At 69.0% G+C, this 13,099-nt stretch carries 12 protein-coding genes and 6 pseudogenes; 8 read left to right on the forward strand and 10 right to left on the reverse strand.

Features of this window, described 5'->3' with window-relative positions; translation table 11 throughout:
* Positions 1–118: 118 nt before the first annotated feature.
* The 3 genes and pseudogenes from G6N37_RS25725 to G6N37_RS25735 all read left to right on the forward strand — a co-directional run bounded on the left by G6N37_RS25725 (position 119) and on the right by G6N37_RS25735 (position 4,193).
* Entirely contained in the window at positions 119–1,630 is a 1,512-nt protein-coding gene (locus G6N37_RS25725) for a long-chain-fatty-acid--CoA ligase (protein ID WP_163684355.1), read from the forward strand.
* A pseudogene (locus tag G6N37_RS25730) lies at positions 1,627–3,320 on the forward strand (PHA/PHB synthase family protein). Before G6N37_RS25725 ends, G6N37_RS25730 begins: the two are co-directional and overlap by 4 nt.
* 27 nt (positions 3,321–3,347) lie before the next feature.
* Entirely contained in the window at positions 3,348–4,193 is an 846-nt protein-coding gene (locus tag G6N37_RS25735) for an alpha/beta fold hydrolase (RefSeq protein WP_163685514.1), read from the forward strand.
* Here the strand turns inward: G6N37_RS25735 and G6N37_RS25740 are convergent.
* Together G6N37_RS25740 and G6N37_RS25745 are read right to left on the reverse strand one after the other, a co-directional pair.
* A pseudogene (locus tag G6N37_RS25740) lies at positions 4,190–4,674 on the reverse strand (YbaK/EbsC family protein). The gene G6N37_RS25735 and the pseudogene G6N37_RS25740 overlap by 4 nt on opposite strands.
* A gap of 12 nt (positions 4,675–4,686) precedes the next feature.
* The gene (locus G6N37_RS25745) at positions 4,687–5,535 is read right to left on the reverse strand and encodes an SDR family oxidoreductase (protein ID WP_163684357.1); all 849 of its coding nucleotides are present in this window, start codon (positions 5,533–5,535) and stop codon (positions 4,687–4,689) included.
* A gap of 303 nt (positions 5,536–5,838) precedes the next feature.
* Between G6N37_RS25745 and G6N37_RS25750 the strand changes: the two are divergent.
* Together G6N37_RS25750 and rsrA are read left to right on the forward strand one after the other, a co-directional pair.
* Positions 5,839–6,483: pseudogene (locus G6N37_RS25750) on the forward strand (sigma-70 family RNA polymerase sigma factor).
* Positions 6,480–6,782: a mycothiol system anti-sigma-R factor gene (rsrA, locus tag G6N37_RS25755; RefSeq protein WP_163674216.1), complete on the forward strand. Its 303-nt coding sequence runs from the start codon at positions 6,480–6,482 to the stop codon at positions 6,780–6,782. The pseudogene G6N37_RS25750 and the gene rsrA overlap by 4 nt, the downstream one beginning before the upstream one ends.
* 6 nt (positions 6,783–6,788) lie before the next feature.
* Here rsrA and G6N37_RS26730 read toward each other — a convergent pair whose 3' ends face one another.
* Entirely contained in the window at positions 6,789–6,863 is a 75-nt protein-coding gene (locus G6N37_RS26730) for a 50S ribosomal protein bL37 (RefSeq protein WP_011728008.1), read from the reverse strand.
* 711 nt (positions 6,864–7,574) lie between these two features.
* Here G6N37_RS26730 and G6N37_RS25760 point away from each other — a divergent pair.
* Together G6N37_RS25760 and G6N37_RS25765 are read left to right on the forward strand one after the other, a co-directional pair.
* Entirely contained in the window at positions 7,575–7,790 is a 216-nt protein-coding gene (locus G6N37_RS25760; protein ID WP_073876250.1) for a biotin/lipoyl-binding carrier protein, read from the forward strand.
* A 41-nt stretch (positions 7,791–7,831) separates the two neighbouring features.
* Positions 7,832–9,330, forward strand: a pseudogene (locus tag G6N37_RS25765) (sensor histidine kinase).
* 66 nt (positions 9,331–9,396) lie between these two features.
* Here the strand turns inward: G6N37_RS25765 and whiB1 are convergent.
* Together whiB1 and G6N37_RS25775 are read right to left on the reverse strand one after the other, a co-directional pair.
* Positions 9,397–9,651 carry a transcriptional regulator WhiB1 gene (whiB1, locus tag G6N37_RS25770; protein WP_007168139.1) on the reverse strand — a complete coding sequence of 85 codons (255 nt, stop codon included), beginning with the start codon at positions 9,649–9,651 and terminating at the stop codon, positions 9,397–9,399.
* Positions 9,652–9,933: 282 nt separating this feature from the next.
* The gene (locus G6N37_RS25775) at positions 9,934–10,905 is read right to left on the reverse strand and encodes a diacylglycerol/lipid kinase family protein (protein WP_163674224.1); all 972 of its coding nucleotides are present in this window, start codon (positions 10,903–10,905) and stop codon (positions 9,934–9,936) included.
* A gap of 81 nt (positions 10,906–10,986) precedes the next feature.
* Between G6N37_RS25775 and G6N37_RS25780 the strand changes: the two genes are divergently transcribed.
* Positions 10,987–11,436 carry a hypothetical protein gene (locus G6N37_RS25780; protein WP_163684359.1) on the forward strand — a complete coding sequence of 150 codons (450 nt, stop codon included), beginning with the start codon at positions 10,987–10,989 and terminating at the stop codon, positions 11,434–11,436.
* On the opposite strand, the gene G6N37_RS25785 is transcribed toward G6N37_RS25780, so the two are convergent.
* The 5 genes and pseudogenes from G6N37_RS25785 to G6N37_RS25795 all read right to left on the reverse strand — a co-directional run.
* Entirely contained in the window at positions 11,388–11,816 is a 429-nt protein-coding gene (locus G6N37_RS25785; protein WP_163674227.1) for a GNAT family N-acetyltransferase, read from the reverse strand. The two genes, G6N37_RS25780 and G6N37_RS25785, sit on opposite strands and share 49 nt — an antisense overlap.
* Before the next feature lie 44 nt (positions 11,817–11,860).
* The gene (locus G6N37_RS26735; protein ID WP_408632886.1) at positions 11,861–12,022 is read right to left on the reverse strand and encodes a chorismate-binding protein; all 162 of its coding nucleotides are present in this window, start codon (positions 12,020–12,022) and stop codon (positions 11,861–11,863) included.
* 50 nt (positions 12,023–12,072) lie between these two features.
* Positions 12,073–12,575: pseudogene (locus tag G6N37_RS26740) on the reverse strand (chorismate-binding protein); the annotation flags it as partial.
* Entirely contained in the window at positions 12,545–12,949 is a 405-nt protein-coding gene (locus tag G6N37_RS26745; RefSeq protein ID WP_408632884.1) for a hypothetical protein, read from the reverse strand. The gene G6N37_RS26745 and the pseudogene G6N37_RS26740, both read right to left, overlap by 31 nt.
* Positions 12,946–13,092 (reverse strand): annotated as a pseudogene (locus G6N37_RS25795) (acid phosphatase); the annotation flags it as partial. The gene G6N37_RS26745 and the pseudogene G6N37_RS25795, both read right to left, overlap by 4 nt.
* Between the last annotated feature and the right edge of the window lie 7 nt (positions 13,093–13,099).

Consider the following 13,099-nt stretch of genomic DNA (forward strand, 5'->3'; position numbering starts at 1 on the left):
GGCGAATGTGGCCGCTCACACCGAACCGGCCTTCTTGTTGTTTCCGCAAACATTGTGACCCGCGCTGGCCGAGATCACGCTTGAAGCGAGCACGATAAGCACTCCCCGGAGGCCCCGCATGACCGCATTGAGCGCCGATCTGGTCAGGTCGAAAGATCGCCACGCAGAACGCACGGCGCTGCGTTGTGACGACTTGCGGTTCACCTATGCGGAATTCGACGCGGCGGCGGCCCGGGTCGCCACGCTCCTCGAGCGGGCCGGGGTGGAGCCGGGTGATCGGGTGGGCGTGATGCTGCCCAACACGCCGGCATTCGCCATTGTCTTCTACGGCATCATGTATCGCGGCGCCGTCGCGGTACCGGTGAACCCGTTGCTCAAGGCCCGGGAGGTCGCCTACTACCTGCTCAACAGCGGTGCCAGGGCGTTGTTCGCGACACCGGCCTTCGCCGACACGGCCACCACCGGTGCCCGCGACGCGGGCGCCCGCTGCTGGCTCGTCGACGACGCCGGGCTGGCCGAGCTGGTCGCCGGCGTGCCCGCCCAGGACTCCCCAGTTCAGCGCGACGACGAGGACATCGCGGTCATCCTGCACACCTCCGGGACCACGGGTAAGCCCAAGGGCGCCATGCTCACTCACGGCAATCTGCGCCGTAACGCCGACGTCAGCGTCCGCACCCTGATCGAGACCGGTCCGGACGACGTGGTGATGGGCTGTCTGCCGTTGTTCCATGTCTTCGGGCTGACCTGTGGCCTGAATTCTTCGGTCCTGGCGGGAGCGATGCTGACGCTCGTTCCGCGCTTCGACCCCCGCAAGGCGCTCGAGGTGATCGAGCGTGACCGGGTCACGGTTTTTCAGGGGGTGCCGACAATGTATTCGGCGCTGCTCTCCGTGGCGGACGAGGCCGTGCCGGGGGCGACGCACAGCCTTCGAACCTGCGTCTCGGGTGGTGCAGCGCTGCCGGTCCAGGTGCTCACCGACTTCGAAAAGGCTTTCGGCTGCCCGGTTCTCGAGGGGTACGGGTTGTCCGAGAGCTCCCCGGTGGCGGCGTTCAACCACCCGAACCGGCCGCGCAAGGCGGGCTCGATCGGCACCCCGATCGAGGGTGTCGAGATGCGGGTGGTCGACCTCGACGGCGTCGAGGTGCCGCAGGGTGAGACGGGCGAGGTCCAGATCCGCGGCCACAACGTGATGAAGGGCTACTGGAACCTGCCCGACGCGACGGCGGGCAGCATCACGGCCGACGGGTGGCTGAACACCGGTGACATCGGACGCGTCGACTCCGGCGGCTATTTCTACATCGTCGACCGGACCAAGGACATGATCATCCGCGGCGGGTACAACGTGTATCCCCGCGAGATCGAGGAGGTGCTCTACGAGCACCCGGCGGTGGCCGAAGCCGCCGTCGTCGCCATCCCGCACGACTCCCTCGGTGAGGAGGTCGGTGCCGCCGTCGCGCTCAAGGAGGGCGCGGCCGTCGCGCCGGAAGAGCTGCGCGACTACGTCAAGGCCCGGGTGGCCGCCTACAAATACCCGCGACTGGTGTGGCTCGTCGACGCGCTGCCCAAAGGACCGACCGGGAAGGTCCAGAAACGCGACATCACCGTCCCCACAACCGAAAGTGCACGATGACCATGGCAACCAAGACCGCGGCCGATGAGCTCGCCGTACCACTGGACCTGCTGCTGACCAGCGCCACCAAACCGTTCGCGAGCCGGATGCTGCCGGACGCCACCTGGGCGCGCTTCGGCGCCAACCTGGCCAAGCAGCCCGGCGCGGTGGCCGGCCGGATCGGCGCGCTCACCCGCGAGCTCGGCGCCATAGCGGCGGGCAATTCGCACCGCGTTCCGGCGCGCTCCGACAAGCGATTCGCCGACCCGGCGTGGGAGCAGAACCCGTTGCTGCACCGGATCATGCAGGCCTATCTCGCGGGCGCGGAGACTGCCGAAGGGCTGCTCGCCGACGCCGGGCTGGACTGGCGGGACCAGGAGCGGATGCGGTTCGTTGTCGACAACCTGGTCGAGGGTTTGGCGCCCGGCAACAACCCGCTGATCAGCCCGCTGGGCTGGAAGGCGATGATCGACACCGGCGGGCTGAGCGCGGTCCGGGGCGTCAAAGCCTTTGCCCGCGACATGCTTTCGAAGCCGAGGGTGCCCGCGATGGTGGAGCCCGACGCCTTCGTGGTGGGCGAGAGCCTGGCTGTCACCAAGGGTGCGGTGGTGCTGCAGACGTCGATGTTCGAGCTGATCCAGTACGCCCCGCAGACGGCCAAGGTGCGCGAGATTCCCTTGCTCATGGTGCCGCCGGTGATCAACAAGTACTACGTCATGGACATCGCGCCCGGGCGCAGCATCATCGAATACTTCGTCCAGCAGGGCAGCAGGTCTTCGTCATCTCCTGGCGCAATCCGCATAAGCGGCACCGGGATTGGGGCTTCGACGTGTACGGCGCCGCGATCGTCGAGGCGATGGACGCGCTGCAGGCGATCACCGGGACCGACAGCACGCACCTGTTCGCCACCTGCTCGGGCGGCATCCTGGCCGCGATGACGGCCGCCCACCTGGCCGGTGTCGGCGAGGGCGACCGGGTGGCCGGCCTGAACCTGTCCGTCACCGTGCTGGACGAGACCCGGGCCGGGTTCGCGGCCGCCATGATGAGCGACCGCGCCGCCCAGGCGGCCATCCGCGTTTCGGGGCGGAAGGGCTATCTGGACGGGCGGGACATGGCCGAGATGTTCGCGTGGCTGCGGCCAACCGACCTGGTCTGGCGGTACTGGGTGAACAACTACGTGCAGGGCCGCAAGCCGGCCCCCTTCGACGTGCTGTTCTGGAACGCCGACACCACCCGGATGACCGCCGCCCTGCACCGCGACATGGTGCAGATGGCGATGCGGAACGCGCTCGTCAACCCCGGCGGGGTCAGCATGCTCGGCACCCCGGTGGACCTGGGGAAGATCACCTCCGACGCGTACGTGGTCGGCGGCGTCGCCGACCACATCTCCCCGTGGCAGGCCACCTACCGCAGCGCGCGGCTTCTCGGCAGCAAGGACAACCGGTACGTGCTGTCCACCAGCGGTCACATCGCGGCCCTGGTCAACCCGCCGGGCAACCCGAAGGCGTCATACCGGACCGGTCCGGTCGACGCCGAGGATCCGCAGCGGTGGCTTGAGTCGTCGCAGGAGTCGAGTGACTCCTGGTGGCCGGACTATGTGGCCTGGCTCGCCGAGCGCAGCGGGCCCGAGGTCGACGCGCCGAAAGCGCTTGGCGGCGAAGGGTTTCCGCCACTCGGCCCGGCCCCCGGCAGCTACGTGATGGAGAAGTGAGTGAAGCGCGGTGCACAACAGCGGCGCCTGCGCGTGGTAACGCCGAGCACGCTCGGCGCCGAGCGCTACGTCAGCGTGGGTGGGCAGCGGATCCGGGTCAACGTGCACCGTGGAACCGGCGTGCCGCTGGTGCTGTGCAACGGCATCGGCGCCAGCCTCGAGGTGCTCGACCCGCTGGTGGAGCGACTCGATCGCACAGTGGTCAGGTTCGACGTCCCCGGCACCGGGGGCTCACCCACCTCACCGCTGCCGTACGGCTTTCCCTACCTCGCCTGGGTGCTGGGACGGGTCCTGTCGAGGCTGGGCATCGGGGTGGTCGATGTGCTCGGGCTGTCCTGGGGCGGCGCTCTGGCGCAGCAGTTCGCCTTCCAGAACCCCCGCCGCTGCCGGCGCATCGTCCTGGTGGCGACCGGTACCGGCGTGCTGATGGTGCCGGCCCATCCGCGGGTGCTGTCGAAAATGGTTACCCCGCGCAGGTTCTCGGATCCCGACTACGCCGCGGCCATCGCCGGTGAGCTGTACGGCGGTACCGTGCGCGCCCACGGTGAAGACGTGGCCCGGTTGTTCGTGCGGCAATTGCACGCTGGGTCGAAGATGGGCTACCTGCACCAGCTGCTCGCGGGCGCCGTCTGGACCAGCCTGTTCGCGTTGCCGGCCGTGCGGCAGGAGACGCTGATCGTGGCGGGCACCGACGACCCGATCATCCCGGTGGTCAACGCCCGCATCCTGCACGCTCTGCTGCCCCATTCGATGCTCCACCTGCATTCGGGCGGGCACATCGATGTCGTACACAACGCGACCGAGCTCGCGCCCGTCATCGAGAGTTCTTGGCCGAACCGGGCGAACGGGCCTAGGCGCCCGCGGACTCTCTAGGCCGCAATGTCCGCCGTGACCGCGCCGGTCAACCGGATCAGGTCCCGCGGTGAAACCCCGACGTCCCAGCCGCGGCGCCCGCGCTGCAGTACACCCGATCCCAGGCCAGTGCGCCCGCGTCCACGACGGCCGGCAGGGCCTTGCGCTGCCCGAACGGCGACACGGCGCCCACCAGGTAGCCGGTGGCCCGCTGGGCCACGGCCGCATCGGCCATGTCCGCCTTGGCCACCCCGAGCGCCGCGGCCGCCTTCAGCGAGAGGCGGGCCGGCGCCGGCAGCATCGCGACCGCAAGCCCGCCCGGCACCGCGATGATCAGCGTCTTGTAGATCTGCTCGGGCGCGATGCCGCGCGCCGTCGTCAGCGCGTGGACCGCCTCAACACCGAACGAGCGTTCCCGCGGATCGTGGTCGAAGGTGACAACCTCGTGCGCCACACCGGCTTTCACCAACGCGGCGATCGCGGGCGTGGCGGCGCGGCCCACCGCTCGGCCCCGCTAGGGACCCGTGTACCCCGGCGGGTTCACGCCGTCGACCCAGAAGTCGACACCGAGCTGCCCACCCGGGACGCAGTTGTAGACCGACAGGTCGGTGACGCCGGACTCGACCAGCACGTCCTCGCACAGCAGGGTGTTGCCGGTGTACTCGCGGGCGGGCTTGTTGAGGATGACGTAGGCCGCGTCGGAGTACACCTCCGGCTTGCGGGCGCGTCCCATCGCCTCGTCGCCGCCGAGCAGGTTCTGCACCGCGGCGGTGGCCACCAGCGTGCGCGGCCAGAGCGTGTTGGACGCGATGCCCGCCTCGCGCATCTCCTCGGCGATGCCCAGCGCGCACAGCGTCATGCCGAACTTGGCCATCATGTACGCCGTCGGCTTCAGCCATTCCTTGCCGAGCAGCACCGGCGGGGAAAGCGTCAGGATGTGCGGGTTCTCCGCGGCCTTGAGGTGCGGGATGCAGGCCTGCGATACGGCGTACGTGCCGCGCACCTGGATGCCGTTCATCAGGTCGAACCGCTTCATCGGCACCTCGGTGATGGACCCCAGGTTGATCGCCGACGCGTTGTTGACGCAGATGTCGATGCCGCCGAACTGCTCGACGGTCTTGGCGACCGCGGACTCGACGGAGTCCGGGTCGCGGACGTCCCCGACGATCGGCAGGGCCGCCCCGCCCGCTTCCTCGAGCTCCTTGGCGGCGGTGTACACCGTGCCCGGCAGCTTGGGGTGCGGCTCGGCGGTCTTGGCGATCAGGGCGATGTTGGCGCCGTCTTGGGCGGCGCGTTTGGCGATCGCCAGGCCGATACCGCGACTGGCGCCGGAGATGAACATGGTCTTGCCGTTGAGGGACATGGCGCCACATTAACGTCCTGGCCCGCTCGCCCGGATCGGGGGACGGGCGGACCCGGATGCCGCGGGAAATAGCACGTCGGCCACCGCTGTTGAAGCAAGCGGTCTCTGATGTGACGTGGGCGCACCCGGGCAGACACTGTCGGTGGCAGCCTCTAGATTGGGAGGAGCGGTTTGGTGTCAGCGGCGACGAGCCTGTTGGACCGTCCAATGGGTGCCGAGCAGTTGGCTTGCGTTCCTGCAAGCCCGGTGGCGCTTTCAGTGCTGCCCGGCGACACCGCAGCAGAAGGGACCGGGTTCATCGACATGGCCGACACAGACGGCGCGACAGCACGCGAGGCTCCCGATCCGGCCCCGCACGAGACGGACGCCGAGCTCATGGCGCGTTTCGAGCGCGACGCGATACCCTGCTGGACCAGCTGTACGGCGGTGCCCTGCGCATGACGCGCAATCCCGCCGACGCCGAAGACCTGCTGCAAGAGACGATGGTGAAGGCGTACGCGGGGTTTCGTTCCTTCCGCGCCGGCACCAATCTCAAGGCGTGGCTGTACCGGATCCTGACCAACACCTACATCAACAGCTACCGCAAGCGGCAGCGCCAGCCGGCCGTACCCGACCGAGGAGATCACCGACTGGCAGCTGGCCTCCAACGCCGAGCACTCGTCCACCGGGCTGCGCTCGGCCGAGGTCGAGGCGCTCGAGGCGCTGCCCGACACCGAGATCAAGGAAGCGCTGCAGGCGTTGCCGGAAGAGTTCCGGATGGCCGTCTATTACGCCGATGTCGAGGGGTTCCCATACAAGGAAATCGCCGAGATCATGGACACGCCCATCGGGACGGTAATGTCACGGCTGCACCGCGGCCGGCGTCAGCTGCGTGGGTTGTTGGCTGACGTGGCCAAAGAGCGGGGCTTCAACCGCGGCCAGCAGGCGCACGAGGAGGTGTCGTCATGAGCGAGCTTTCCGGCCCGGGCGACTCCTGCCCCAACGACGACGCCCACGGTGCCGTCGGCTGCGCCGAGGTGATCCGTCAGGTCTGGCTCCTGCTCGACGGCGAGTGCACGCCGGAGTCGCGGGACCAGTTGCGCCGCCACCTCGAAGCGTGCCCCGGCTGCTTCAAGCATTACGGCCTCGAGGAGCGGATCAAGGCGTTGATCGCCACCAAATGCCGGGGCGAGAAGGCCCCCGAAGGCCTCCGCGAGCGGCTACGGCTGGAGATCCGGCGGACCACCGTCATCCGCGAGTCGCAGTAGCGGTCCTCAGGCGTTGGGCCGCTTGCCGTGGTTGGCTTTGCTGTGCTTGCGGTCGCGCTTCTTACGGCCCCGTTTGGCCATGGTCGAACCCTCCGTTGATCGGTCTTTGTGCGGGCGCGCGGCGCCCGTCAGCCTGCCGCACAGTCTCTCACGAGGTCCGAACCACGTGAAATCGGCACGACGCCGAAGCCCGTGCCACCGTACGACCGCTCCAATCCATCCGTCACACTGACATACGTGACGACGTCGACGTTGATTCGGGCATTTGGTCTATCACGGATGGCGCTTGGTCTGTGGCTCGCGCTGGCGCCTCAACGTCCCGGCGAACTGTGGTTCGGCGAACCCGATCCGCCGGCGGCGGGTACCGCGCTCTTGCGTTGTGTCGGCGGACGGGACCTGGGCATCGGACTCGGCCTTACGGCGAACGCTACGCCGGACTCATTGTGGTTGAGGGTCGGAATCCTCGCCGATGTCATTGATGGCGTGGCCACGCTGGCGGCGAGCCGCCAGATGCCACGCGCGGGCGCTCGTCGGCTTCGTCGGGGCGACCGCCTACTCGGTCATCGGGATTCTGATGCTGCGCGCGGCCGGGATCGGACAGCGGATCGTTCGGGCATCGCGCAGGGATAGCCCCCTACCCGCCTGACGTGAGCCCGCACCGCCCACGGCACAAGACCAGAGCCCCGCGTGCCGAGGTCCGGACCGCACCTGTGGTTCGATAGACACCGAGCCTGACGGAAGCTTGATGACCAGCAGCCGGCCTGCGCAATGGCCGATACGAGTGGGGTGAAGATGGCCGAGGATGTCCGCGCCGAGATCGTGGCCAGCGTGCTCGAAGTCGTGGTGAGCGAGGGTGACCAGATCGGCAAAGGCGACGTCGTGGTGTTGTTGGAGTCGATGAAGATGGAGATTCCCGTGTTGGCCGAGGTCGACGGCACCGTCAGCAAGGTGAGCGTCTCCGTGGGCGATGTCATCCAGGCGGGCGACCTGATTGCCGTGATCAGCTAGCCGTTGGACCCCTCTGTTGCCGGGGATGCCCGGGGTGAGTGATGTCGACTCTCGGTGATCTGCTCGCCGAACACACCGTGCTGCCGGGCAACGCGGTGGACCACCTGCACGCGGTGGTGGGGGAGTGGCAGCTGCTGGCAGACCTGTCGTTCGCCGACTACCTGATGTGGGTTCGCCGCGACGACGGCATGTTGGTGTGTGTGGCGCAGTGCCGGCCCAACACCGCGCCCACGGTGCTGCTCACCGATTCGGTGGGCAGTGTGGTCGCCGCCGACCGGCTGGCGCTCGTCGCCCAGACCTTCGAATCCGGCGCCGCCCAGCGGGATTACGATGCGGGCCAAGAGGATTCGTTGCTGCCCGGCCCGCACGTCGAGGCCTCGCCGGTGCAGTACGGCGGCCGCGTGGTGGCCGTGCTCACCCGCCATCAAACCGCGGTCGCGGCCGACCGCACGTCCGGCCAACTGGAGACCGCCTACCGGGAGTGCGCGAGCGACCTCGTCCACATGCTCGCCGACGGCACCTTCCCCGACGTGGGGGACGTCGTCATGTCCCGTTCCACGCCCCGGGCGGGCGACGGCTTCATCCGGCTGGACGTCAACGGCGTCGTCGCGTACGCCAGCCCCAACGCGGTGTCGGCCTACCATCGGATGGGGCTGACCAGCGAGCTGGAGGGCCGCAACCTGGTCAAGGTGACGCGGCCGCTGATCTCGGATCCCTTCGAGGCGCAGGAGCTGGCCGAGCACGTGCTCGACCTGCTCGCCGGGGGCAAGAGCATGCGGATGGAGGTCGACGCCGGCGGCGCCACGGTGCTGCTGCGGACGCTGCCCCTGGTGGTCAACGGCGCCAGCGCCGGGGCGGCGGTGCTGATCCGCGACGTCACCGAGGTGAAGCGCCGCGACCGGGCCCTGATCTCCAAGGACGCCACGATTCGCGAAATCCACCACCGGGTGAAGAACAACCTGCAGACGGTGGCGGCGCTGCTACGCCTGCAGGCCCGACGGACGGCCAACGCCGAGGGGCGCGAAGCCCTGATCGAGTCGGTGCGCCGGGTCTCGTCGATCGCTTTGGTGCACGACGCGCTGTCGATGTCGGTCGACGAGCAGGTGAACCTCGACGAGGTCATCGACCGGATCCTGCCGATCATGAACGACGTGGCGTCGGTGGACCGGCCGATCCGGATCAACCGGGTCGGGGACCTGGGGGTGCTGGACTCCGACCGGGCGACCGCGCTGATCATGGTGATCACCGAATGGTTCAGAACGCGATCGAGCATGCGTTCGACCCGGCGGTCGAAGCGGGGTCGGTGACCATCCGCGCCGAGCGGTCGGCGCGCTGGCTCGACGTCGTCGTCCACGACGACGGCCGCGGGTTGCCCGAGGGCTTCAGCCTGGAGACGTCCGACAGCCTCGGTCTGCAGATCGTGCGGACCCTGGTGTCGGCCGAGCTCGACGGCACGCTGGGCATGCGCCAAGCCCCGTCCAGCGGCACCGATGTGGTGTTGCGGGTGCCGATCGGCCGGCGGGCCCGCTTGGTGTTGTAGGCGTCACGCCAACACAACAGTGCGGCCCCGACTTTCGTCGGGGCCGCACTGTGTGCTCTGACTGAATCAGACTCCGCTGCGGGCCTTCGTCCGGGCATTGCGACGCTTGAGGGCGCGCCGCTCGTCTTCGCTCATGCCGCCCCAGACGCCCGAGTCCTGGCCGGTATTCAGGGCCCAGGACAGGCAATCCGTGGTCACCGGGCACCGATTGCAGACCAGTTTCGCGTCAGCGATCTGCGCGAGCGCCGGGCCGCTGTTCCCTACCGGGAAGAACAGCTCCGGGTCCTCGTCACGACAGACCGCCTTGTGGCGCCAATCCATACGTTCTTACTCCTCACTGAGTGCGCAGCAGGGCGCACGGCCAATTTTCTTCGGCTGTTAACGCGTGCACAAGAAAAGGGTCCGTACCCCTATCCAAATTTCTGCATGCAACCTTTCGATCGTTTCACAGGCTCAACAGAAGTCAATAGGACCGAGTTAGCTCGTGGGCTATCTCACTTTGATCATTCGGTAGCCGAGCCCTTACTCCGTTGTACTACACTGACGGGCCACTCTCGCGGAAAAATTTCGCCGCCCGGCTCGTGGGCGCTTCGTTCGCGCAGGTCAGAGCGGATTTTTTCGAGGCGGTGCGACCACGGCAAGCGCGTCCGGTACCGCCCGGTACGTCATGGTTTCGCGCACTCCGAGGTAATCCCCGTCGAACTGGCAGGCGACCGGGCCCCCGGTCGAGGTGACGCGCACACAGGGCACATCGTCCGCGGTGATGAGGTGGTCGAACTCGAACTTCGGCCGCTTGGCGAACATCTGCCGCACGATGCGCAGCGTGGGAATCGTTTTCATGGTGGTGGGCGCGAACACGCCCAGCCCCGACTCGAAGGTGCAGCCGGGATTGGTCCATACCGGCCGGTCATTGGCGAACGTCCAGGGGCTGGAATTGGACACGAACGCGAAGCTCACCCCGGTGATGGGTTCGCGGCCCGGCAGTTCGAGGGTGAGCATCGGTTCGCGGCGCGTGTAGCCCCAGACGGCGGGCACCGCGGCGCGAATGTAGCGCCAGGCCGTCACCTTCCCGCCCTTGTCCCGTTCGGCCTCGACCGCGGCGACCACCTCCGCGTCGACACCCATCCCGGTGTTGAACACCGCCCACCGCTCACCGCAGTCGATCAGGCCGATGCGCCGCCAGGTGTGGTGGCGGTGGTAGTCGTCGAGCAACTGGATGAGCTGGTTGGTGGCGGCCACCGGGTCCCGCGAGATGCCCAGCGACCGCGCCAGCACGTTCGCCGAACCGCCGGGAACCACCGCGACCGCAGGGACCGGGCCGACGGGCCCCGATGCGGCGCCGGGACGGCCGAGCAGGCCATTGACCACACCGCTCACCGTGCCGTCGCCGCCGTGCACGACGACCAAATCGACGCCGTCCGCGACCGCCTTCTCCGCGAGTTCCGTGCCGTGACCGCGGTGATTGGTGTGTTCGACGGTGAGCTGCAGCCGGCTCTTGAGCGCGTGCGCCAGCAGGTCGCGACCGGCCGGGGTGGTGGACGTGGCTGTGGGGTTCACGATCAGCACGGCGCGCATGAAGCACGAGCTTATGCGGGCGGCCTAAGGCCGCGCTGTGGGGAACTCCCCCCGGCGGCCGGGGTGACTACGCTGACGCGGGTGACAGGTTTCCGCCGCAACCCAGCGGCCGTCCCGTCCGCAGTGCGCGGTGCCGGACTCCTCGTGGTGGTGCAAGGGGCGGCCGCACTGGTCATCGCGGCGGTGCTGGTGGTGCGCGGCGTCGCGGGCGCCGACCAGCACGTGGTCAACGGGCTCGGCACCGCGGTGTTCTTCCTCTTGGCCGGGGCGGTGGTGCTGGCCGCCGGGCGCGCGCTGATCCTCGGCAAGCGCTGGGGCCGCGGGCCGGCCGTGATCACCCAGCTGCTGCTCCTGCCGGTGGCGTGGTACCTGACGGTGGATTCGCACCGGCCGGGGTTCGGGATTCCCGCGGGCGTGGTGGCGCTGGCGGTATTGGGGCTGCTCTTCAGCCCCGCGGGCGTGCGCTGGGCCGCCGGCGGCGATCAGCGCGACTCCGCCAGCTCGGCCAATCGCGGACCGGACACCCGATAGGTGGTCCACTCGCGCTGCGGTTCGCCGCCGACGGCGTCGTACAGCGTGATGGCATCGGCGTTCCAGTTCAGCACGGCCCAAGACAACCGCGTGTAGCCCTTGTCGAGGCATTCGGCCGCCAGCGCCGCCAGCAGCGCGCGGGCCAGGCCACGGCGGCGGAACCGCGGCCGCACGAACAGGTCTTCGAGGTAGATGCCCGCCACGCCGTCCCACGTGGAGAAGTTGAGAAACCACAACGCCATCGCGGCGATCTGGCCGTCGACTTCAGCGACATGCCCTAATACCGTCGGCGCGTCACCGAAAAGCGCCGCCGCGATTTGGTTTTCGGTGACCGTGCAGTGGTCGGCGGCCTTTTCGAATTCGGCCAGTGCGTGGATCATTTCGGTGATCGCGCCGGCGTCTTCGGGCGTCGCGCGGCGGATGGTCAATGCTCGACGTCCAATGCGTTGAGGATGGTGGCGAATTTCGTTGTGGTTTCGGCGACTTCGGCGTCGGGATCGGATTCGGCGACGATGCCGCCACCCGAGCGGGCGAGCGCGGTGCGGCGGTCCGCGGACAGTTGCGCGCAGCGGATGGAACCACCCAGCGGCCGTCACCGCGCGCGTCGCACCAGCCCACGGCCCCGGCGTAGAAACCGCGGTCGCCTTCCAACTCGGCGATGAGCTCGACCGCGGCCTTGGTCGGCACCCCGCCGACGGCCGGGGTGGGGTGCAGGGCCAGCGCCAAATCGATTGCGGTCGTTGACATGTCGCGGAGCCGCCCGCTGATCGGTGTGCACAGATGCCATACGGCGGCGGTGCGGCTCAGCTCGGGCTCGGCGGCGATCGTCAACTCGTCGCACAGCGGCTCCAGGCCGCCCGGATGGTCTCGATGACCAGCTGATGCTCGTGCCGGTCCTTGGCCGAGCCGGCCAGCGCCGCGCCGTTGGCGGCGTCGGTCTCGGGGTCGCCGGCCCGGGGTGCCGAGCCGGCGAACGGCCGGCACGTGACCCGGTCCCCGGAGCGCGCCACCAGCAGCTCCGGGCTGGCCACCAGCGCGACGCCGGCGTAGTCGTCGCCGGCGCCGGTCAGGTCGGCGAGGTAGCCGTATGCGGCCGGGTCGGCGGCAATCAGGCGGCGCAGGATGACGCGTGCGTCCAGGGGCGTCGGCGACCAGCCGCAGCGCGCGGGACAACCACCTTGGTGATCAGGCTGTCGGGCGCGGTGAGCTGATCGAGGGCCCGGCTGATGCGGGCGCGATACTCGGCCGGCGGAGGGTCGGCGGCGGCGACGCGCACCGGCGGCAGCGGGCCGGTCGGCCAGTCCGGTGGCGCGTCGGTGCGGCGCACCCCGTCGGGGGTCAGCAGCGCAGTGGGTTGTTCGACATCAAAAGGCAACGCGCCCAATACTATTGGGACCGAACCGGAACGCAGCGCGTCCTGCGCGGCGGCCACTTCGCGGTAACGCTGCCGCACCCCCTCGGCAACGAGAGTCTGGTTCGGTCCGCACAACGCGAACACCGGTTCGGTATTCACCCGGGTTTGATCGCCTGCGGCTGGCTGGTCAATCCGAGCGCGGCGAGCTGCCGCACCCCGTGCTCGAAACCGCACACGGCGATGGAGCCGGCCAGCATCCAGAAGCGGCTGCCCTCGACGAGCGGCAGCTCCACCCAGCGTGATGATCGA

The sequence above is a fragment of the Mycobacterium seoulense genome, from assembly GCF_010731595.1.
GTDB lineage: Bacteria > Actinomycetota > Actinomycetes > Mycobacteriales > Mycobacteriaceae > Mycobacterium > Mycobacterium seoulense.